16 protein-coding genes, 1 pseudogene and 2 riboswitches are annotated in these 23150 nt (G+C 34.1%); of the genes and pseudogenes, 15 read left to right on the top strand and 2 right to left on the bottom strand.

Going from position 1 to position 23150, the window contains the following annotated elements; translation table 11 throughout:
• Positions 1-39 precede the first annotated feature (39 nt).
• Positions 40-2265 (top strand): ABC transporter ATP-binding protein, encoded by a 2226-nt coding sequence (locus CKL_RS08765; protein ID WP_012102179.1) that lies wholly within the window; start codon positions 40-42, stop codon positions 2263-2265.
• Entirely contained in the window at positions 2262-4112 is a 1851-nt protein-coding gene (locus tag CKL_RS08760; RefSeq protein WP_012102178.1) for an ABC transporter ATP-binding protein, read from the top strand. Before CKL_RS08765 ends, CKL_RS08760 begins: the two co-directional genes overlap by 4 nt.
• 75 nt (positions 4113-4187) lie before the next feature.
• Here CKL_RS08760 and CKL_RS08755 read toward each other — a convergent pair whose 3' ends face one another.
• Positions 4188-5570, bottom strand: coding sequence for an FAD-binding oxidoreductase (locus tag CKL_RS08755; RefSeq protein WP_012102177.1), 1383 nt, complete (start codon positions 5568-5570; stop codon positions 4188-4190).
• Positions 5571-5772: 202 nt separating this feature from the next.
• Between CKL_RS08755 and CKL_RS08750 the strand changes: the two genes are divergently transcribed.
• The 13 genes from CKL_RS08750 (at position 5773) to lpdA (ending at position 22530) form a co-directional block, all read left to right on the top strand.
• On the top strand, positions 5773-5973 hold the full coding sequence (locus CKL_RS08750) for a hypothetical protein (protein WP_012102176.1): 201 nt from the start codon (positions 5773-5775) through the stop codon (positions 5971-5973).
• 314 nt (positions 5974-6287) lie between these two features.
• On the top strand, positions 6288-7895 hold the full coding sequence (gene glgP / locus CKL_RS08745) for an alpha-glucan family phosphorylase (RefSeq protein WP_012102175.1): 1608 nt from the start codon (positions 6288-6290) through the stop codon (positions 7893-7895).
• A 147-nt stretch (positions 7896-8042) separates the two neighbouring features.
• Positions 8043-9533 (top strand): glycosyltransferase family 4 protein, encoded by a 1491-nt coding sequence (locus CKL_RS08740; protein WP_012102174.1) that lies wholly within the window; start codon positions 8043-8045, stop codon positions 9531-9533.
• Positions 9534-9564: 31 nt separating this feature from the next.
• Positions 9565-12009, top strand: coding sequence for a mannose-1-phosphate guanyltransferase (locus CKL_RS08735; protein WP_012102173.1), 2445 nt, complete (start codon positions 9565-9567; stop codon positions 12007-12009).
• A 108-nt stretch (positions 12010-12117) separates the two neighbouring features.
• Positions 12118-12366 (top strand): hypothetical protein, encoded by a 249-nt coding sequence (locus tag CKL_RS08730; RefSeq protein WP_012102172.1) that lies wholly within the window; start codon positions 12118-12120, stop codon positions 12364-12366.
• A gap of 164 nt (positions 12367-12530) precedes the next feature.
• Positions 12531-12638: riboswitch (TPP riboswitch) on the top strand.
• Between the two features lie 132 nt (positions 12639-12770).
• Positions 12771-14084, top strand: coding sequence for a phosphomethylpyrimidine synthase ThiC (gene thiC / locus CKL_RS08725; RefSeq protein ID WP_012102171.1), 1314 nt, complete (start codon positions 12771-12773; stop codon positions 14082-14084).
• Positions 14085-14262: 178 nt separating this feature from the next.
• Complete coding sequence (locus tag CKL_RS08720; RefSeq protein WP_012102170.1) at positions 14263-15513, top strand: EAL domain-containing protein; 1251 nt, start codon at positions 14263-14265, stop codon at positions 15511-15513.
• Between the two features lie 153 nt (positions 15514-15666).
• Positions 15667-15756: riboswitch (glycine riboswitch) on the top strand.
• Between the two features lie 122 nt (positions 15757-15878).
• On the top strand, positions 15879-16967 hold the full coding sequence (gene gcvT, locus CKL_RS08715) for a glycine cleavage system aminomethyltransferase GcvT (protein WP_012102169.1): 1089 nt from the start codon (positions 15879-15881) through the stop codon (positions 16965-16967).
• A gap of 12 nt (positions 16968-16979) precedes the next feature.
• Complete coding sequence (gene gcvH / locus CKL_RS08710) at positions 16980-17360, top strand: glycine cleavage system protein GcvH (protein ID WP_012102168.1); 381 nt, start codon at positions 16980-16982, stop codon at positions 17358-17360.
• An 18-nt stretch (positions 17361-17378) separates the two neighbouring features.
• Entirely contained in the window at positions 17379-18698 is a 1320-nt protein-coding gene (gene gcvPA / locus CKL_RS08705; protein ID WP_012102167.1) for an aminomethyl-transferring glycine dehydrogenase subunit GcvPA, read from the top strand.
• Positions 18695-20158, top strand: a complete 1464-nt coding sequence (gcvPB, locus tag CKL_RS08700; protein ID WP_012102166.1) for an aminomethyl-transferring glycine dehydrogenase subunit GcvPB — start codon at positions 18695-18697, stop codon at positions 20156-20158. Before gcvPA ends, gcvPB begins: the two co-directional genes overlap by 4 nt.
• Entirely contained in the window at positions 20159-21151 is a 993-nt protein-coding gene (lplA, locus tag CKL_RS08695; RefSeq protein WP_012102165.1) for a lipoate--protein ligase, read from the top strand. It abuts the gene before it with no gap.
• A gap of 11 nt (positions 21152-21162) precedes the next feature.
• A complete protein-coding gene (gene lpdA, locus CKL_RS08690) occupies positions 21163-22530 on the top strand; it encodes a dihydrolipoyl dehydrogenase (protein WP_012102164.1) in 1368 nt (455 codons plus the stop codon).
• A 66-nt stretch (positions 22531-22596) separates the two neighbouring features.
• Here the strand turns inward: lpdA and CKL_RS21265 are convergent.
• Positions 22597-23000 (bottom strand): annotated as a pseudogene (locus tag CKL_RS21265) (DUF2225 domain-containing protein).
• Positions 23001-23150: the final 150 nt, after the last annotated feature.

Genomic DNA, 23150 nt, shown 5'->3' with positions numbered 1-23150 from the left:
TTAAACCTATATTATTGAATGAGGAGAGTAAATCTAATAATGATAAAATTAATAAAATACTTAAAACCATTTGTTGCAATGATTATTATGGCCGTAGTACTTTTGTTTGTGCAGGCTATGTGTGATTTGGCTCTTCCAGATTACACTTCTAATATTGTAAATAAGGGTATACAACAAGGGGGTATTTTAGATGCAGTTCCCCAGGCAATAAGACAAAGTGAAATGAATAAAACACAATTACTCATGAATGAAGAAGATAAAGAGGAGGTTCTTAACAGCTATAAATTTATTGATAAGTCCAGTAAAGATTATGAAGAGTATTTAAAGGAGTATCCTAATCTTAAAAATGAACCTATTTTTGTAATTAAAGATATAAAAAAGAGTGAAAGAGAAAAACTGAATAATATAATGGGCAGGGCAATACTTAGAGTTTCCAGTATTGAAAAGATTAAATCCAATAGTGAAAATGGAATAATATCATTTAATGGATTTAAAGTACCTGTGAATACAGATCTGTTTGCAGTAATTTCCTCCATGCCATATAATCAGCGTGAAGAAATAATTAAAGGCATAGATAATAAAATCTCAAATTTAGATGACAGCATGATAACTCAATCTGCTGTTTCAAAAGTTAAGGCTGAGTATAAGGCTCTGGGGATGGATACGGATAAGATGCAGAATAGGTATATTATAAACACGGGGATGATTATGCTTCTTATATCATTATTAGGTGGTATATGCACTATAATAGTAGGATTTCTAGCGTCTAAAACAGCAGCAGGACTTGCAAGGAATCTTCGTAAGAAAATATTTGAAAAGGTTGAAAGATTCTCAAATAAAGAGTTTGATGATTTTTCAACAGCTTCCCTTATAACAAGAAGTACTAATGATATAACACAGATACAAATGCTTATGGTAATTATGATAAGAATGGTATTTTATGCACCTATTATGGGAATTGGAGGTGTAATAAGAGCTATCCAAAAAAGTAGTTCTATGTCATGGATTATTGCAGTGGCAGTTATAGTACTTTTAGGGTTGATTTTTATAATATTTGCAGTAGCTTTTCCTAAATTTAAGATTATACAAAAACTTATTGACAGACTTAATCTTGTAACCCGTGAAAGTCTTTCGGGGATGATGGTAATAAGAGCTTTTAATACTCAAAATTTTGAAGAAGAACGCTTTGACAGGGCAAATAAGGATGTTACCAATACAAATCTATTTGTAAATCGTGTAATGGCCTGTATGATGCCCGTCATGATGCTTATTATGAACGGGGTAACGTTGATCATTGTATGGATAGGTTCTCATGAAGTGGCAAATGCAAGTATGCAGGTAGGAGATATGATGGCCTTTATGCAATATGCAATGCAGATAATCATGGCTTTTTTAATGCTTGCAGTAATGTTTATTCTCATACCTAGAGCCTCTGTTTCAGCACAACGTATTGATGAGGTCTTTAGAAAGGAAATTTTAATTTCAGATCCCAAAACACCTAAACATTTTGATGATAGCATAAAAGGTGTGGTGGAATTTAAGAATGTGTCTTTTAGATATCCGGGAGCCGAAGAGGACATACTTAAAAGTATTAGTTTCAAGACACTGCCGGGCAAAACTACTGCATTTATAGGTTCTACGGGTTCAGGTAAAACTACTCTTATAAACCTGATTATGCGTTTTTATGACGTAACAAAGGGAGAAATTTTTGTAAATGGTGTAAATGTAAAAGATGTATCACAGCAAGAGCTTCGTGACAAAATTGGATATGTACCTCAAAAGAGTTATTTATTTAGTGGTACAATTGAATCCAATATTAAATATGCAGACAAGAATGCAGCGGAAAAGGATATTAAAAATTCCGCAGAGATTGCTCAAGCCATGGAATTTATAAGCACTAAACAAGAAGGATTTAAAACTGAAATCTCCCAGGGAGGAGCAAATGTATCTGGAGGGCAGAAACAGAGATTATCTATTGCCCGTGCACTACTTAAAAAACCTGAAATTTATTTATTTGATGACAGTTTCTCAGCTCTTGATTTTAAAACAGATGCTGCACTTAGGAGATCACTAAAAAAAGAAACTGCAGGCTGTACATTCCTTATTGTGGCACAGCGTATTTCCACAATTATAGATGCAGATGAAATAATAGTTCTTGACAATGGCAATATAGTAGGGACAGGTACTCATAAAGAACTTATGGAGAATTGTGATGTATATAAGGAAATTGCATTGTCACAGTTTTCAAAGGAGGAGTTGGCATGAGTGAGAAGAGAAAAATAAGAAAAACCTCAAGGGGGCCTGGAGGAATGATCCAGGGAGGGGAGAAAGCAAATAATTTTAAAGATACAATGAAAAATCTCATAAGGTATATGAATGAATATAAAGCTTCTGTGATTGTTGTGGTTATATTTGCAGCAGTTAGTGCATCTTTTTCTATAATAGGTCCTAAGATGCTGGGCAATGCTACAACAAAGTTATTTGAAGGGATTATGAATAAACTTTCAGGTAGTGGAACAGGAGTGGATTTTAATTATATAGGGAAAATAATAGTTATACTTGGGGCATTATATTTAATAAGTTCACTATTTGCTTATATGCAGGGATGGATAATGTCTGGAGTTTCTATGAAGGTAAGTTATAAAATGAGAAAGGAAATTTCTCAAAAAATAAACAGATTGCCCCTTAAATATTTTGATGGTACAAATCAGGGAGAAGTATTATCTCGTGTCACCAATGACGTAGATACCTTAAGCCAAACACTTAACCAGAGTCTTACACAGATTATCACATCTGTTACCACTGTAATTGGTATATTTATTATGATGCTTAGTATAAGTGTTCTCATGACTGTAGTAGCCCTTTGTATAATTCCACTGTCTATGATAATTATGATGTTTATAATAAAGTATTCTCAGAAATACTTTAAAGAGCAGCAGGATTACCTGGGACATGTAAATGGTCATGTGGAGGAAATGTATGGCGGACATATAGTTATGAAAGCTTTTAATGGAGAAAAAGACAGTATTGAAAAATTTGATAAGCTTAACAATACTCTTTATAAATCTGCCTGGAAATCTCAATTTTTAACTAGTATAGTGATGCCTGTAATGAATTTTGTAAGTAACCTGGGGTATGTAGGTGTGTGTGTTTTAGGGGGATGGCTTGCAATAAAGAAGACCATTGAGGTAGGTGATATTCAGGCTTTTATACAGTACGTAAGATCATTTACCCAGCCTATTACTCAAATTGCCAATATATCTAATATACTTCAACAGACAGCTGCTTCAGCAGAGCGTGTATTTGAATTTTTGGAAGAGGAAGAAGAAGTTCCAGAAGTTCAAAATCCTGTGAAAATTGAAAATGCTGTAGGCAGCGTTGAGTTTAAAAATGTTCAATTTGCATATAATTCCGATAAAATCGTAATTAATGATTTTTCTGCTAAAATAAACCCAGGACAGAGAGTGGCAATTGTAGGACCTACAGGGGCTGGAAAAACTACCATAGTAAAACTTTTGATGCGCTTTTATGATGTAAATAAGGGTGTTATTCTGGTGGATGGATATGATATAAGAAATTATACTAGGGGGGATCTTAGATCTATGTTTGGCATGGTTCTTCAAGATACCTGGCTTTATAATGGAAGTATAATGGAAAATATAAGATATGGAAAACTTAATGCTTTGGATGAAGAAGTAAAAGCCGCAGCAAAGGCAGCATATGTGGATGGCTTCGTACGTACTCTTCCAGGTGGATATGATATGATTCTTAATGAAGAAGCTTCAAATATATCTCAGGGACAAAAACAACTTTTAACTATCGCAAGGGCAATACTTTCAGATCCTAAAGTTCTTATTTTAGATGAAGCAACCAGCTCTGTAGATACACGTACAGAAGTAAGAATAAAGAAAGCCATGAACAATCTTATGAAAAATCGAACCAGCTTTATTATTGCACATAGATTGTCTACAATTCGTGATGCTGATTTGATTCTGGTAATGGATAATGGAGACATTGTGGAGCAGGGAAATCACCATGAACTTCTTAAAAAGGAAGGAGCGTATTCAAAGCTTTATAATAGTCAATTTAACTATTCTTTACAAAATGAATAGTTAATAAGTTAAAAAGTGAGAGTTATGGGTGATTTGTCCCATGACTCTTAACTTTTAACTTGAATTATAATATTTTTAGTCTACCACAGTACCAGGATTAAGAATTTTATTTGGGTCGAAAGCCATTTTAATCCCACTCATAATGTCAATTTCCCTTTGGGTAAACTGAAGAGGCATATATTTTTTTCGTGATTTTCCGGTACCATGTTCCGCAGTTATTGTACCACCGTATTTTAATGCAATTTTATACATTTCCTGTTTGAATTCTTCATAATAAGAAGGTAATTTGCCATTTTCACTCATAATAAAATTGTGAATATTTCCATCTGCTATGTGGCCCACAGCGGGAATTATAGTATTGTATTTTTCAGCAAGGGTTGTTATATCATCAAAAAAGTCAGGTACTGAGGACGGAGGAACTGCCATATCAAGACCGTCTGCTACATGTTCCTTAAAAGGAGTGTAGGCGTTGCTGCGTATGTCCAAAAGATTTTTTTGCTCTTTTGCGGTTTCTGCTATAATACTATCCACTGCATTATGTTTTTCGCATATTTCTACAATTTTTTCACTGGTTGAGTATAATTCGTCCTCTGTAGCTCCATCCAGCATGAACATCAAGTCTACAGAGCCTTCAGTGGCAGGCCAGATAGTTCCAAGGTGTTCTGCAGCTTTTTCTGAGATAAATCTATCCATATATTCAATAGCTAAAGGGGTAATCCCCTCCTGGAGTATTTTTGGTACTGCATCACAAGCTTCCCTCCTTGTATCAAAGGAAATTAAAAGTGTACCCGTATAGTTATTTTTTGCATAAAGCCTTAAAGTAACTTTTGTAACTATACCAAGAGTTCCTTCACTTCCTATCATCATATGAAGCAAGTCGTAACCCATATTGTTTTTTAAGAGTTTTCCACCAAAATTAACTATCTCCCCCGTAGGGAGGACTACTTCCAATGCTTTTACATGATTTCTCATGATTCCATGCTTTACAGCTTTTGTACCTCCCGCATTTTCCATAACCATGCCGCCAATTTGTGCACCTTCATCTCCAGGATGTATAGGGAAAAATAACTTATCCTGTTTACCTAATGATTGAAGTAAATCTGCTAAAGTAGCTCCTGATTCCACAGTAATCATCAAATTTTTTTCATCCAGTTCAATGATTTTATTCAATCTTTCAAGAGAAAGAATTATACTGGGCTTTATAGGCACTGCCGCACCACATACACCGGTGCCGCCTCCTCTTGGAACCACAGGTGTTAGTGTTTCATTGGCATATTTTAATATTTTGGATATTTCCTCTGGTGAACCAGGCTTAACTACTATACAATCCTCTGAGGGTTTAATACGAATTAAAGATTCAGTCTCGTCATATAGATAACTTTTCATTTGGGATAAATCATTGATGACCCAATCTTCTCCTGTAATTTTTTTCAAATTTTCAACGATTTCTTCTTTCAATATTTTTACCTCCCTTTAATAATCATTATTCCATATTTTTACGGTTTAAAATGGATACTATACTGCATATTATATAGGTTACATATAAAACATTCAATTGCTCATGATTAGATTTATAAACGAATTCTTAGAATTCTAGTATCATATTTACTATATTGCAAATAATATTAACAAAAATATATGGCAAGGGAGGAATTAATAAATGAATTCACAGGCAAGAGATAGTATTCATAAGGTGAAAGAATCATTAAAAAGTGCTCAACAGGGTTTGCAGATGGCTGCAAGAGAAGTAGAAAATTCCAACATTAAAAATCAAATAAGTAATCAATTAACTCAAGTTACCAATTGTCTTGGAGAATGTGAGAAAATAGCTTCTGGATTAAGTCAGCATAGAAATTATTAATTATAATTATAAGGATCACTACTAATACAAAATATGAAAACCATCAATTTGTCAATAATTGGTGGTCTTTCATATGCTTTTCAATAAATAATGTGCAAATAGTAATTTTATGTAAATATTTCCCTTTGTTTTCATGTATAATAAAGCTTATCATACATATAATAAGAAAGTAAATATTATATAGTGTAAAAATATAATATTATAACAGTTATTACAATTTATACATGTAAAAAATATTTAATATTAAATTGGATATTTATAATAAAGTTTTAAATTTGTCTTCTATAAAAATAGAAAAAGGAGATGTTAAGATAGTGAGTAGAGATTGCCCCAAAGTTGCTTATTTTTGTATGGAATTTGGATTAAACTCTGATTTTAAAATATATGCTGGGGGACTTGGAATACTGGCGGGAGATTACCTTAAAGCGGCTAAAGAAAATAATCTTCCTGTAACTGGTATAGGCATAAGATGGAAACAGGGTTATGTAGAACAGCATATAGATGACAAGCAGAGAATAGTGGATTCTTTCTATAATTATGAGTATGATTTTCTTCAAGATACAGGAATAAAGGTAAATGTGAAGATAAGAGGAAGAGTTGTACATTGTAAAGTGTGGAAAGTGGATTGCTTTGGCAATTCAGAACTTTATCTGCTGGATACAGATCTTCGTGAAAATTCGGATAGATGGATAACAGGCCAATTATATGGATGGTTTGAAGAAGAAAGAATAGCTCAGGAAATGGTACTTGGAATAGGAGGAGTAAGAGCTTTAAGGGCATTGAAAAAGGATATAGATATATATCATTTCAACGAAGGACACGCTGTCTTTGCTGGGTTTGAACTTATAAGAGAGAGAATTGGAAGAGGAGAAGATGCTCATGAGGCCTGGAGAAACTGCAGGAATAATATTGTATTTACTACCCATACTCCTATTATAGAGGGAAACGAATCCCATGGACTTGACATATTGCAGTATATGGACGCCTATGATGGACTGGATAGAAATTTTATAGCAGAAATAGGAGGAAATCCCTTCAATATGACTGCAGCAGGACTCAGACTTTCTAAAAAATCCAATGCAGTTTCAGCTATGCATGGAAGAACGGCAAATGCAATGTGGAAGGATGTCCATAATAGAAGTGAAATTATAAGTATAACCAATGGAATAAATATAAATACCTGGGGAGATAAGACTATTATAGAAGCCGCTAGAAAGAAAGAAAACCTGTTAGAACTCCATATGAAGAATAAAATTAGGATGATACAGCATGTATATGAAGAAAAAGGAGTAGAACTAGATAAGGATAGTCTGATTATAGGTTTTGCAAGGAGAGCAGCACCATATAAAAGAGGGGATTTGATATTCAGCAATGAAGAAAAGATTTCACCTCTTCTAAAAAGCAAAAAGGTACAGATAATAATATCTTTAAAGGCACATCCTTTGGATTTTACAGGAAAAGAGATAATAAAGCATATTTTAAGCATACAAGAAAAATATCCTCAATCTGTAGTCTTTGTCAATAATTACAATATGGAAAAAGGAGCACTACTCACAAGGGGAGTAGATGTATGGCTTAACAATCCAAGGGTTACTAAGGAAGCTTGTGGTACCTCGGGTATGAAGGCTGCTGTAAATGGAGTATTGAATTTAAGTACATTGGATGGATGGTGGCCAGAGGCTTGTTGGGATGAAGTTACAGGATGGCAGATAGGAAATGGATTTATAGGTAGAACTGAAAGTGAACAGGATATTCATGATGGAAAAAGTCTCTATGATGTATTAATTAACAAAGTTTTGGAAACTTATTATAACGATAAAAATAAATGGAATGAAATGATGGTAGCCAGTGTAAATGCTATGGTGGAAAGATATTCAGCAGATAGAATGATTATGGAATATTATGATAAAGTGTATAAGTAGGTGGAAAAGTAATTATAATAAATATGAACTTAAAATTTCTTATTTTTATAAGTAGGTAAAATCATAAGAAACAAAACTATATCAGTAAATTTTGACAATTTTACTGATAATTTTAAAGATAAAATTTATAAAGAAAAGAGTGATATAATGAAAATTTTAATGATTTCTTGGGAATACCCTCCTAAAACTATAGGAGGATTATCAAATCATGTATATTATTTATCCCATTCTCTTTGTGAGAAGGGAAATGAAGTTCATGTTATTACCTGTGAAGAAGGCAGGGCACCTGTAGATGAAAATGATAAGGGAGTTTTTGTTCACAGGGTTACACCTTATGCTATAGATACACAGGATTTTACAAAGTGGGTAATGCAGCTTAATTTTGCCATGGTAGAAAGAGCTATTAGATTGATAAATGAATGTGAAAAATTTGATTTAATACATGTTCATGATTGGCTTACTGCATTTTGTGCAAAGACTTTAAAATGGTCTTTTAAGATACCTGTTTTATGTACTATGCATGCTACAGAATACGGAAGAAATGGGGGAATAAATACTGTAACTCAAAGATATATCTCTGCTACAGAATGGATGCTTACCTATGAGTCATGGAAAGTAGTTGCCTGCAGTAATTATATGAAAAGCCAGATAAATAAGCTGTTTTCAACTCCTGAAGAAAAGATATGGGTTATTCCAAATGGAATTAATGTGGATAAATTTGACTTTGAATTTGATTGGCTTTCATTCAGAAGAAAATACGCCATGGATAATGAAAAGATAATCTTTTGTATAGGAAGGCATGTTTTTGAGAAGGGAATACATCTTCTTATAGAAGCTGCTCCTAGTATAATAAGTAGATACAATGATTCTAAATTTATAATAGCAGGTACAGGTCCTATGACAGAGGAATTGAAGGATAAAGTCAGATATTTTGGATTGGAAGATAAATTTTTATTTACAGGATATATGGATGAATCAGAAAAGGATAAATTATACAGAGTATCCAGTGCAGCGGTATTTCCATCTCTTTATGAGCCTTTTGGTATTGTGGCTCTGGAGGCTATGGCAGCAGGATGTCCTGTAGTTGTTTCAGATACAGGTGGATTAAGTGAGATTGTGGATCATGGAGATAACGGACTTAAGTGTATAAATGGAAATTCCAATAGTATAGCAGATAATGTAGTTCAGCTATTACATGATGATGCCTTTGCTAAGTATATAAGCGATAATGGAAAGAGTACTGTAAAAGATAGATTTACATGGAATAGAGTAGCAGATCTTACTATGAAAATGTATGATGAAGTTTTAGAAGAAGCCGGTGGTACGGAATGGAGGAAATTAGAGATGGGAAATAATAATGAATCTTTTAGAGAAGATTACAGGTTGTATAAAAGTTTAAATGAGGAAAATAAGGATTTAGCAGAAGTTGCAAGAACTAATCACAATGAACCTGCAAGAGATAATTTTAAAGAGGAAGAGATTTTAGAGTATTATGAAGATCTTAGGGAAAGTAGAGAGGAAGATAGAAAAGAAAATAAAGATAAGAAGGTAAAAGTAGGGGCTGGCGTTAAAAGTAAAAGTCAGACTTCAGGAAGAAAAAGAAGTAGTACCAAAAGTAAAGAAAAAAGCAAGGCGTAAATATTAAAAATGGATAGAGGGTGTGATGGTTGTGAAAGCTGTAATAATGGCCGGAGGAGAGGGAACCAGGTTAAGGCCCTTAACCTGCAACATACCTAAACCCATGATGCCCGTTATGGGTAAACCTATAATGGAATATGCATTAGAATTACTTAAGAATACGGGAATAGAAGATATTGGAGCCACCCTACAATATCTTCCGGATGAAATAATAAATTATTTTGGGGATGGCAGGGATTTTGGGGTTAATATAAGTTACTTTGTAGAAGAGACCCCTTTAGGTACTGCAGGAAGCGTTAAAAATGCAGAGGCATTTTTAAATGATACTTTTATTGTTATAAGCGGAGATGCCCTTACGGACATAGATTTGTCCAGAGCTATTTCTTATCATAAGAGCAAAGGTGCTGTGGCAACATTGGTACTTAAAGAAGAACCGGTACCCTTAGAATTTGGGGTGGTAGTTACAGATGATAAAGGAAAAGTAACTGGCTTTTTGGAGAAGCCAGGATGGGGTGAAGTATTCAGCGACAAGGTAAATACAGGAATATATATTTTAGAACCAGAAATATTTAAATATTATGGGAAAAATAAGAAATGTGATTTCAGCAGTGAACTTTTTCCTCTTCTGCTTAAGGAAAAAGCAGCTGTGTTTGGATATGTGGCAGAAGGTTACTGGTGTGATATAGGAAATATCGACCAGTATATGAAATGCCATTTTGATATATTAAAGGGGTTTGCAAATGTAAATATAAAGGCACAAAAGTATAGCGAAGACATATGGATAGGGGAAGATTGTGAAATAAGTCCCCAGGCTAAAATTTCAACACCTGTATATATAGGAAAGGGAAGCAAAATATATAAAAATGCACAAATAGGCCCTTATACTGTACTGGGAGAGAATAATATTATATGTTCTGATGCCACCATAAAGAGAAGTGTACTTTTTAATAATTGCTATATAGGAGACAAAGCCCAAATAAGAGGGGCGGTACTTTGCAAGAAAGTTCAAGTTAAATCAAAGTGTTCTGTATTTGAAGAAGCTGCCCTTGGAAATGATACTATTATAAAGGATAAGGCCATAATAAAGCCTGGAGTTAAAATATGGCCAAATAAAATAATAGAAAGCGGTACCCTGGTAAATTCCAATATAATATGGAAGGAAAAAGCCTCAAAATCTATTTTTGGGAGAAATGGTATTAGTGGAGAGATAAATGTAGATATAACTCCAGAGTGTGTGTCAAAACTTGGTTCTGCATATGGTTCTGTTTTAAAGGCGGACTCCAGGGTTGCCATAGCCTGCAGTGATAATGGAGCGGCACAGATGTTTAAATATTCCCTGGCCACAGGGCTTTTGTCTATGGGTTTGGAGGTTATGGACTTGAAAAAGATGCCCATGGCCTTTATAAGACAGTCAATTCTTTTTTTTGGAGCTCAGGCAGGAATTTATGTATGTGTAAATAGGAATGCCCCGGAAAAGGTTACTATAATATTTATGGATAAAAATGGACTCAATATAGATAGGGGCATGGAGAGAAAGATAGAAAGCAGCTTCACAAGAGAGGACTTTAGAAGAGTTAAACCAGATAAGTTCAAGCATATGGAACATATATACAATTGCCTAGAATATTATAAAAGACAGCTTGTAAATGGATTTTCTCTTGAAAATATAAAAAATCAGAAGTATAGGGCGGTTCTAAGTATTGAAGATCCTATGGTGCTTGAAGTAATTACTGGAGTTTTAAAGGAACTTAAAGTTGAGGTAAAACTTTATGATAAGTTTGGAGATACGGAAGGATTGGCCCAAAAAGTTATAGAGGATAGTGCGAATCTGGGAATTGAGATAGATGAGGAATGTGAAAGACCGGTTATTATAGATGAAAAAGGAAGTATAATAAAAGATAATCTTTATGATGCTCTAAATGCGCTGGTTATGCTTAAAACCCATGACATAAGAACTTTAGTAGTTCCAGTTACGGCCTCTTCCACCATGGAAAAGCTGGCTAAAATATGCGGGTGCAAATTTATAAGAACCAAAACTGCCCATAAAGTTATATTGGAAACCTACTTGAAAAATACAACGGGTATAAATAAAAGAGATATGGTAAGTGCATATCTTATGACATTGGATGCAGTAAGTGTGTGTTCCATGATTATTAATTTTATGGCAAACTGCAACAGAACCCTTTCACAGATAACATCTATTATACCCAAATATTATACTATGAAAAAGGAAATAAAGTGTCCCTGGAATATGAAAGGGAGACTGATGAGAAATCTGATAGAAGAGAATACTTCAAAATCCGTAGATCTAATTGAAGGGGTAAAACTTAATTTTGAAGATGGATGGACACTGGTAATGCCAGATGCAGAAGAGCCTTTATGTAAGATATATACAGAGTGCAGCGATTATAAAAAACTCAATAAACTTACAGAGGATATTCTAACCCAAATTACTACGATAACCAGTGAATGTTGAAGTAGAGAATTCTAAGGTGAGATTTTCTAAGGTACAGATGAGAAAAGTATTCTTTTATAAGTAAACTCCATCTGAACCTTAGGATCACTTCATAGGGGGATTCATAATATGAATATAAATGAAAAATACATAGAAGCAGAAGAAAAATATTTAAAGTTAAGAGAAATTTTAAAAAGGTGTAGAGAGGAAAATAAAAGAACTTTTGCAGATTTGTCAAGTATTTCTGGTCTTGAGGAGGAGGAATTAAAAAATATAGAAAAAGGTATAGATAAAGATATAATTCATTTTTTGATATATGCAAAAGTACTGGGGATTAATATAAATTTAAGTTATAAGGAAAATTATAAACTTCGCTAAAATGTTTGGCGAAGTTTATTTAGTTAATACTTAGTTATTTTTATTAACTAACTTTAAATTCGTGTAAATAGGCTGACATACAGGAACAAAAGAAAATGATTGAAACTATTTATTACTTGATTAGTAATAAATATTATGGTACATTATAGAATAAGAAAGCTGAATATTATGTGCAGGGGGGCTGGTGTTTCCGGCTGAGATTAAGAAGTTAATTCTTTGACCCTAAACCTGATCTGGGTAATGCCAGCGTAGGAAGTTGTTTGTGTAGGTATTTAAGTAATTAAAGCATAATTCTACGGAATTATGCTTTTTATTATGTTTTTTATCCGAACGGTGCCAGTTCTAATACCTCTTAACATAATCGGTCAGTGTATAGAGAACCAACAATAAAAGGAGGATAAAGTATGAATTTTACTACTCAAATGGATGCTGCTAAAAAAGGAATTATAACAAAAGAGATGAAAGTAGTATCTCAAAAAGAAGGTGTGGATGTAGAAATTTTAAGGGAGCTTGTAGCTGAAGGTAAAATAGTAATACCTGCAAATAAAAACCATAAGTCCTTAGATGCCCAGGGTGTTGGACAGGGATTAAAGACTAAAATAAATGTCAATTTAGGCATATCAAAAGATTGTGCTAACATAGATATGGAGCTTGAGAAAGTTAAAACTGCAATTGAAATGAAAGCAGAAGCTATAATGGATTTAAGTTCCTATGGTAAAACTGAAGAGTTTAGAAAAAGAATTGTAGAAATGTGTTCTGTTATGATAGGTACTGTACCTATATACGATGCAGTAGGATTTTATGATAAGGAATTGAGTGATATATCACCGGAGGAGTTCCTAGCTGTGGTAGAAAAACATGCCCAGGATGGGGTGGATTTTATGACTATACATGCGGGAATCAACAGGGAAACTGCAAAAGTATTTAAGAGAAATAAAAGACTTACCAATATAGTATCAAGAGGGGGCTCTCTTTTATATGCATGGATGGAACTAAACAATAAAGAAAATCCATTTTATGAATACTACGATAAAGTTTTAGATATATGTGCAAGGTATGATGTTACTATAAGTCTTGGAGATGCCTGTCGTCCAGGAAGTATTAATGATTCTACAGATGCAAGTCAGATAAAGGAACTTATAACTCTCGGAGAGCTTACCAAAAGAGCCTGGGAAAAGAATGTACAGGTTATAGTTGAAGGACCGGGGCATATGTCCTTAAATGAAATAGCTGCTAATATGCAGCTGGAAAAAAAGCTGTGTCATGGGGCGCCTTTTTATGTACTTGGACCTTTGGTTACAGATATTGCACCAGGATATGATCACATAACAAGTGCCATTGGGGGAGCAATAGCAGCTGCAAATGGTGCAGATTTTCTATGCTATGTTACTCCAGCAGAACATTTAAGGCTTCCAAATCTAGAAGATATGAAAGAGGGAATCATAGCTTCTAAGATAGCGGCACATGCGGCAGATGTAAGTAATAATATAAAAGGTGCCAAGGAATGGGATTATAAAATGAGTGAGGCAAGAAAAGAGCTTAATTGGGAAAAAATGTTTGACTTAGCAATTGATCCAGAAAAAGCAAGGAGATATAGAAGAGAATCTACTCCAGAACATGAGGATACCTGCACCATGTGTGGAAAAATGTGTGCTGTTAGAAATATGAACAAAGTAATGGAAGGAAAAAATATAAATATTTTAAGAGAAGAAGATTAGAGTGTATTTTAAAATGTTAAGAGCATCTCAACGGCTTGCCCCTAAGACCCTAAGAATCACTTGATATAAATATGTTAAAATATTATGTTAAAAAGTATAGAATCTATAGTAATATAAATATAGTATTTATATTTTGGAGGTATTTAATTGAGTGAATGGTATAAGGGAGCTATAAAACATGATTCAATATGGTAATCACAATGAAATGGATACAATAAAGGAGACTATAGATAATGAGAGGGTAATTGCAAAGTATCAGCCTATTGTGTCATTGGTAAAGAAAAAAATAGTAGCATTTGAAGGATTGACGAGAGGAGTAAATATTTTAAATTCAGAGATTATACCCCCTCTTGAAATGTTTGAATATGCGAGAAAGCATGATATGACAATTGCACTTGATAGGTTGTGCAGAGAAAAATGTATTGAGGGCTTTAAAAGTATACATAGAATGAATAATAAGTGGAATCTTTTTATAAATGTAGATGCTTCAGTTATAGAAAAATTAGAAGGGTCAAATTATTTTCTTAATCAAATATTGAAAGGAAAAATTTCACCTAAAAACATTGTAATTGAGATTAACGAGGCCCGTACAGGGAACTTAAATGTATTAGAAAGATTTACTAATACCTATAGAAAAAAGGGATTTTTGATTGCTTTGGATGATGTGGGAGCAGGTTTTTCAAATCTTGACAGGATTTCAATTATAAAACCTGACATTATAAAGCTAGATGCACTGCTGGTTAGAAACATTCAGGACAGTTATCACAAGCAGGAAATATTTAAATGTATTACAGGCCTTGCCAATAGAATAGGTGCAATAGTTGTGGCAGAGGGGGTGGAAACCCAAATTGAACTTAATTATGTAGTTGAATTTGGTGCCCATTTGGTTCAGGGATATTTTTTTTCAAAGCCTGAATTTATAAATAATAATATGATTAAAAAGGTTAATGATAAGATTGAAAATGCAGTAAATAGTTATAAAGAGCATATGATTTTAAAGGCCAGAAGAGACAGGCTCTATAGGTATAAAATTGACAAGTTTTTAAGTAAGTTTGTTAAAGAACTTAGAGTAAATCCTGTGAATAACTTTGATAATTTAATTTTAGAGTTTATAGACAAATATAAAAATCTAGATATTGAGTGTGCTTATATTCTTGATGAGACTGGAATTCAAATTACCGATACCATTTTTTCCAAAGAAAAAAGTGGTATCCACCCTGATGGTATTGTATTTTCTCCTGCAGTAAAGGGAGAAGATAATTCCCTAAAGAGATACTATTATGAGCTTATGAATTCTAAAATTGACAATTATTTTTCAGAACCCTATATATCCTATGCTACGGGAGAAATTTGTATAACATTATCTAGAATTTTTACGCATAATAATTATAAAAAATACATATTATGTATAGATATTGCTAAAGGTTAAAAATTATATGAATTTCACAATAATTTTATATATTAATTTTTTTATTGCAAATAATGAGGGGTAAAGTTTAAGGAATTAATACAAGTTTTGGTGTTTTTGTTGACACTGTAAAAAGGCTATGCTAATATTTTATTAATAAAAATTAATACTCGAATGATAAATTTAGGAGAGACTGCCAGAAATATGGCGGCACCGAAGGGGAAGCTGCAGTAAACTCTCAGGTAAAAGGACTGAATTTTGACGAAACTCTGGAAAGTAGCAATACACCGAAGAAGCTAAAATCTTTCAGGTATAAAAGACAGAGCGCATAAATAAATAGGTTGTTTATTTATGTGCTTTTTTATTATTGAAAAGGGGATGGAGCAATGGAAAAGAAGACACCACTTTATGAAAAGCATCTAAAATATAAAGGGAAGATGGTTCCTTTTGCAGGCTATCTGCTTCCAGTTCAATATGAAGGGGGAGTAATAGCAGAGCATATGGCAGTACGGAAAGTCTGTGGATTATTTGATGTATCTCATATGGGAGAAATTACTTGCAGAGGAGAAGATGCATTAAAAAATCTTAATCATTTGCTTACCAATAATTTTGAAGGAATGTATGATGGCCAGGCAAGATATAGCCCTATGTGCAATGAAAAAGGCGGCGTAGTGGATGATATGATTGTATATAAAGTAAAGGACAATGATTATTTGATTGTGGTCAATGCCGCAAATAAAGATAAGGATTACAGCTGGATGAAATCTCATGGTGAGGGGAATGTAGTATTTGAGGATATTTCAGAGGATGTGGCGCAAATTGCACTACAGGGACCTTCCTCATTTTCAGTTATAAGCAATGTGGTAAAATCAGATGAAATACCCAAGAAATATTACAGCGGCATATTTAACTGTACTTTAGAAGGGGCAAAGTGCATGATTTCAAAAACAGGATATACCGGAGAAGATGGCTATGAAATATATATGGAATCTGACAAAGCACCTAGGATATGGGAGGCTCTTTTAGAAGCAGGTAAGGAAGAGGGATTGATTCCCTGTGGTTTAGGTGCCAGAGATACACTTAGACTGGAAGCTTCCATGCCTTTGTATGGACATGAGATGAATGATGAAATAACGCCTATAGAAGCGGGTCTTGGCATGTTTATTAAAATGGATAAAAAGGACTTTATAGGTAAGAAAGCCTTAGAGCAGAATCAGCCTATACAAAAAAAGAGGGTAGGATTAAAAGTTACAGGGAGAGGCATTATAAGGGAGAATATGGAGGTTTATTCAGGAGATTATAATATTGGAATTACCACATCTGGAACTCACTGTCCATATATTGGTTATCCTGCAGCTATGGCACTGCTTTCCTCAGATTACAGTAAGCTGGGAACAAAAGTAACAGTAATTGCAAGAAGAAAAAAAATAGAAGCAGAGGTAGTAGAGCTGCCATTTTATAAAAAAAGTAAATAGGAGGAATAAAACATGAATTTTCCAAAGGAACTTATGTACACTGAATCGCATGAATGGGTAAAAATAGAAGGAGATAAGGCTTTGGTGGGACTAACTGATTATGCTCAAAGTGAACTTGGGGATCTGGTATTTGTAAATCTTCCAGAGGAAGGTGATGAAGTTACCGCAGGGGAAGTATTTTTAGATGTGGAATCTGTTAAGGCGGCATCGGATGTATATGCACCATTAGGTGGTGTGATAGAAGAAGTTAATGAAGAGCTTTTGGACAGACCGGGATGGATTAATGAGGCTCCTTATGAAGCATGGCTTGTAAAAATAGGAGAAATCAGTGATAGGGAAAAATTATTGACAGCGGAAGAATATGAGGCAGTTGTAAATAGCGAAAAGGAATAACAAAATGGAGGTAATTTCATGGGAACTTATGTGCCAAATACCAGAGAAGAACAGTTACAGATGCTAAATGAAATAGGATATAAAAGTTTTGATGACTTATTTTGTGATATTCCTAAAGAGGTAAGACTAAAAAAAGCATTAAATCTGCCTGAGGGAACATCTGAAATAGAAGCATCAATAAAAATGGGAGAAATAGCTGAAAAGAATAAAATCTTTAAATATATTTTTAGAGGGGGAGGAGCATATAATCATTATATACCTGCCATTGTAAAGAATGTGCTTTCAAAAGAAACATTTCAAACTGCATATACACCTTATCAATCAGAAATCAGTCAGGGAATTTTACAGTCTATTTTTGAATATCAGACTATGATTTGTGAACTCACAGGTATGGATGTTTCCAATGCATCTGTTTATGATGGCGCCAGTGCAGCGGCAGAAGCAGTGGCTATGTGTAGAAATAAAAAGAGAAAAGATATATATGTATCTGAAACCATAAATCCTGAAGTCATGAATACCATTAAAACTTATTGCTTTGGCAGCGGCGGGGAACTTTTTATTGTACCCAAAAAAGATGGTGTTACAGATTACGAAAAGCTCAAGGAGATGCTTGATGATAAATCAGCATGTTTTTATATACAGCAGCCAAATTATTATGGAATTATAGAGGATGGCGATAAAATCTCAGAGGTGGTGCATGAAAAGGGAGCTAGTTTTATAATGGGATGTAATCCTATTTCTCTTGGAATTTTAAAAACACCAGGAGAGTGTGGTGCAGATATTGCAGTGGGGGAAGGACAGCCCCTTGGAATGCCACTATCTTTTGGAGGACCTTACCTTGGATTTATGGCATCCACTTCTAAAATGATGAGAAAACTTCCTGGACGTATTGTAGGGGAAACTGTAGATATGGATGGAAAAAGGGCCTTTGTGCTGACACTGCAGGCGAGAGAACAGCATATTAAAAGAGAGAGGGCAAGTTCCAATATTTGTTCCAATCAGGCACTGTGTGCAATGACAGCATCAGTTTATATGGCAGTTATGGGAAGCGAAGGCATAAGAGAAACGGCCACTCAATGTACCTCAAAAGCCCATTATTTGCAAAAGGAACTGGAAAATGTGGGACTGAAATTAAAGTATTCACAGGAATTTTTTCATGAATTTGTAACAGTTTCAGATAATAATGCAGATGAAATACTTAAAGAATTGGAGAAGGAAAACATTTTAGGAGGACTTCCTATAGGAGAAAAAGAAATACTATGGTGTACCACAGAATTAAATACCAGGGTTCATATGGATAAATTGGTTGGTATTGTAAAGGAGATGCAGAAAAAATGAAATTGTTATTTGAAAAAGGAAATACGGGAAGAAAATCCAGTATATTACCTGAAAATGATGTACCTTCTGTAATTCCAAAATGCGCACTTAGGCAAAAAGAAATGCGTCTTCCGGGGTTGTCAGAGAGTGAAATCAGCAGACATTATAGCAGCCTGGCAAAAAGAGCACATGGAGTTAATGATGGATTTTATCCACTTGGGTCCTGTACTATGAAATATAATCCCAAAATCAATGAAGAAACAGCATCTCTTTCAGGCTTTACAAAAATTCATCCTCTGCAGCCTGAAAATACAGTGCAGGGCTGTCTTAAACTGCTTTACATAGCAGAAAAGTATTTATGTGAAATAACAGGAATGGATGCCATGACAATGCAGCCTGCGGCAGGTGCTCATGGAGAATTTACAGGATTACTTTTGATTAAAGCTTATCATGAAAGTAGAAATGACAAAAAAAGAGATAAAATTATAGTACCGGATTCAGCACATGGAACCAATCCTGCCAGTGCTGCTATGGCAGGGTTTAAGGTAATTAGTATTCCTTCAGGGAAAGATGGATGTGTAGATATAGTTAAATTAAAAGAGGTACTTGGAGAAGATACTGCAGGACTTATGTTGACTAATCCCAACACTTTGGGCTTATTTGATAAAAATATTCTGGAAATAACTAAAATGGTTCATGAAGCAGGAGGATTAAATTATTACGATGGTGCCAATTTAAATGCAGTTATGGGAATTGTAAGACCTGGAGATATGGGGTTTGATGTTATACACATTAATCTACATAAGACATTTTCTGCACCTCATGGAGGAGGAGGACCGGGAAGTGGTCCTGTAGGCTGTAAGGATTTTTTGAAAAAATTTCTTCCAGGAAAAATAGTTGTAAAACAAGAAGATGATATTTATATGTTACATAAGACAGAAGAAAGCATTGGTGATGTAAAATCATTTTACGGCAATTTTCAAGTAGTTGTAAAAGCTCTTACCTATATTATAATGTTAGGAAAGAACGGCATTTTGGAAACAGCTGAAAATGCAGTATTAAATGCTAATTATATGAGAGTAAAACTATCTGATTGTTATGATGTGGCCTACGATAGAACCTGTATGCATGAATTTGTAGTAACTATGAAAAATATGAAAAAAGAACATGGAGTTTTGGCGCTGGATATAGCAAAAGCTCTCCTTGATTATGGTGTACATCCACCTACCATATATTTTCCATTGATCGTCCATGAGGCATTGATGATTGAACCTACTGAAACTGAGACAAAAGAAACATTAGATGAGGCAATTTGCGTTTTTAAAGATATATACAAAAAGGCAGAAGAAGCACCAGAAAAGGTTCATGAGTATCCGTATAATACAGTAGTCCGAAGACCTGATGAAGTTCTAGCAGCCACAAAACCTAAACTTCAGTATTACATGGGAAGTAAAAATAATACAGGAAAGGGCGTCTTGTAAATGATAGAGAAGTTATTATTTATAAGGGGAAAGGGAACTTATCCTTATGAAAATCTGGCCCTTGAAGAATATTTAACCTTTCATGTAGGAGATGAGGAATGCATTTTATATCTGTGGCAAAATCGGCATACGGTAGTTATAGGAAGAAATCAGAATTGCTGGAAGGAATGTAAGGTAAAAGAACTTGAAGATGATGGAGGATATTTGGTACGTAGATTGTCTGGGGGAGGAGCCGTATATCACGACTTGGGTAATTTAAACTTTACATTTGCAGTTAAAAAGGATAACTATAATGTAGATATGCAGCTTCAAGTAATTATAGAAGCTGTAAAAAAACTGGGAATTAATGCAGAAAAAACAGGAAGAAATGATATTACAGTGGATGGGAGAAAGTTCTCAGGGAATGCATTTTATAAGTCAGGTGATTTTTATTATCATCATGGAACACTTTTGATTGATGTAAATACTGAAGATATGTCTAAGTATCTTAATGTTTCAAAAGAAAAATTGCAGTCTAAAAGTGTAAGTTCTGTAAAATCAAGAGTGATAAATTTAAGAAAGCTTTGTCCATCACTTACAACAGATGTTATGTGTGAGAAGCTTATAGAATCTTTTGGAGAAGTGTATGGATTAAAGCCTGAAAAACTTAATGAATCCCAAATTGAAAAAAAAGAGTTTGAAATTTTAAAGGAGAAGTTTGAATCCTGGGAGTGGAAATATGGAAGAAAAATTGAATTTCAGCATGAAATGTGTTCACGTTTTAATTGGGGAGATATACAACTGCAGTTTCAAGTTCAGGGAGGCAAGATAAAATCGTTAAATGTATTTTCAGATGCCATGGATGAGGAATTGATTTTGAGAATTCCCAAAGTACTCATTGGATGTACCTATGAGGAAAACCAGTTAAAGAATATACTAGCTAAAAATTTTGCAAAGGGATGGGAACAGGTTGTTGCAAGAGATATAGGAATGTTGATTCATGACAATATGTAAAGGAGAAAAACATGGCTTATAAATATGATCTGATTGTAATAGGGACAGGACCCGGAGGTAGTGCAGCAGCTCTTGAAGCAGCAAAATCCGGAATGAAAACTGCAGTTATTGAAAAAGATAAATTAGGTGGTACTTGTTTAAATAGGGGATGTATTCCAATGAAAGCTTTATTACATTCAGCAGGTATTTATCAGGAAATAAAGGAAAGTAAAAAGTTTGGAATACAGGTGGAAAAAGCTGAGCTTAATGTACCTGCTTTACTTCAATATAAAGAAGGGGTTATAAATAAGCTTTCTTATGGTATGGAAATGTTACTTCAAAAAAATAAAGTAGATGTTTTTTATGCTTCAGGAAAGATTGTTAATGCACATCAAGTAGCTGTCAGTGAAAATGGAGAAAAGAAGATTATTGAAGCAGAACGAATTATTATAGCCTCGGGATCTAGTGCTGTAATTCCTCCTATTCCTGGCATCCAATTAAAAAATGTTGTTACAAGCTATGAACTTTTGAACAAAGAAGATTTGTTTCACCACCTTGTTATTATTGGCGGTGGTGTTATTGGAATGGAATTTGCATCCTTGTACAGTGCTTTTGGGTGCAGGGTAACGGTTATTGAAGCAATGAACCGGGTTCTCCCTGATATGGATAGGGAAATTGGTACCAATCTGAAGCAGATTTTAAAAAAGCAGGGAGTAGATATTCATACATCTGCCAGTGTGGAAAAACTAGAACAAACACAAGAAGAAAAAATTCTGTGTACCTACAGGGAAAAGGAAAAATTACAGCATATTGAAGTAGATGGTGTGCTTGTGGCAATTGGAAGAAAGCCTAGTACAGAAGGACTTTTTGATGAAAATTTTGCTGTTGAAACAGAAAAAGGAAAGATTTTGGTGAATAAATATTATAAAACCAGTTGTCCTTCCATATATGCCATTGGTGATGTTATTGGGGGCATACAGCTTGCTCATGCAGCTTCCTCTGAAGCACTTTGTGCAGTTAGGCATATTATAGGAAAAGAAGAATCTTTAGATGTAAGAGTGATTCCAGGTTGTGTCTATACCAATCCTGAAATTGCAGTGGTGGGCATTACAGCCAGCCAGGCAAAAGAGACAGGTATTGATGTAATCACTAAAAAATATCCCATGATGGCAAATGGAAAATCAGTTTTGACAATGCAAGAGAGAGGGTTTATGAAGGTGGTTGCAGAAAAGGAAACGGAAAAAATTCTTGGTGCACAGCTTATGTGTGCCCGGGCAACGGATATAATAAGTCAATTTACATCGGCTATTGTAAATGGTATGACTCTTTCACAAATGGCCCATGTAATTCACCCTCATCCTACTTTTTCTGAAGGAATAGGGGAATTGATGAGGGAGTAATTTTGAGGTTCGGATGGAGATAGCAAACTCCATCTGAATCTCATTATTTTCACAGTCTTATTAAATTTAACTTTGTTTAAATAATTTTGAAAATAAACCTGATTTCTTCTTGCTTTCCACAACATCTTTTGTATTATTCTCTTCATTATTAAGTAATGATAGCTTATACCTTTCTAATGATATATTAATATCGTATATTGCCGGATATTTTCTGCCGCGCCATTTAGGAGTAATGTTTTTCTGTATGCTTTCTATCTCAAATGATCTTAATTTATAAAAATCAGCCTTCATAGAAGCGTAACCACACATATTATAAACCCAAACATCATAAAAGTATGGGCTTATAATGTCATATTTTATATAAAAATCACTTTCTTTTTTTTCATTCTATAACCAGCTATTTTTACTGTACGAACTGAAAATTTGTGCTGGCATACCGGACAAGTAATTTCTTTATCATACAAAAGCATATCTTCTGTTATCTTAGAGGTCTCTTTTACTATCTTTTCTCCTTTATGTTTTTTATATACTTCAATATTGGTAATAACTTTTAACTGCTGTTAATAAGAATATATGGGGAAATAAATCAGTTAAAGCATTACAAGCCCCTATGTTTAAAA

This window comes from Clostridium kluyveri DSM 555 (assembly GCF_000016505.1).
In the GTDB taxonomy this organism is placed as follows: domain Bacteria; phylum Bacillota; class Clostridia; order Clostridiales; family Clostridiaceae; genus Clostridium_B; species Clostridium_B kluyveri.
The sequence above is the reverse complement of the archived record's forward strand: the minus strand, read 5'-3'. Positions and strand labels throughout refer to the sequence as shown.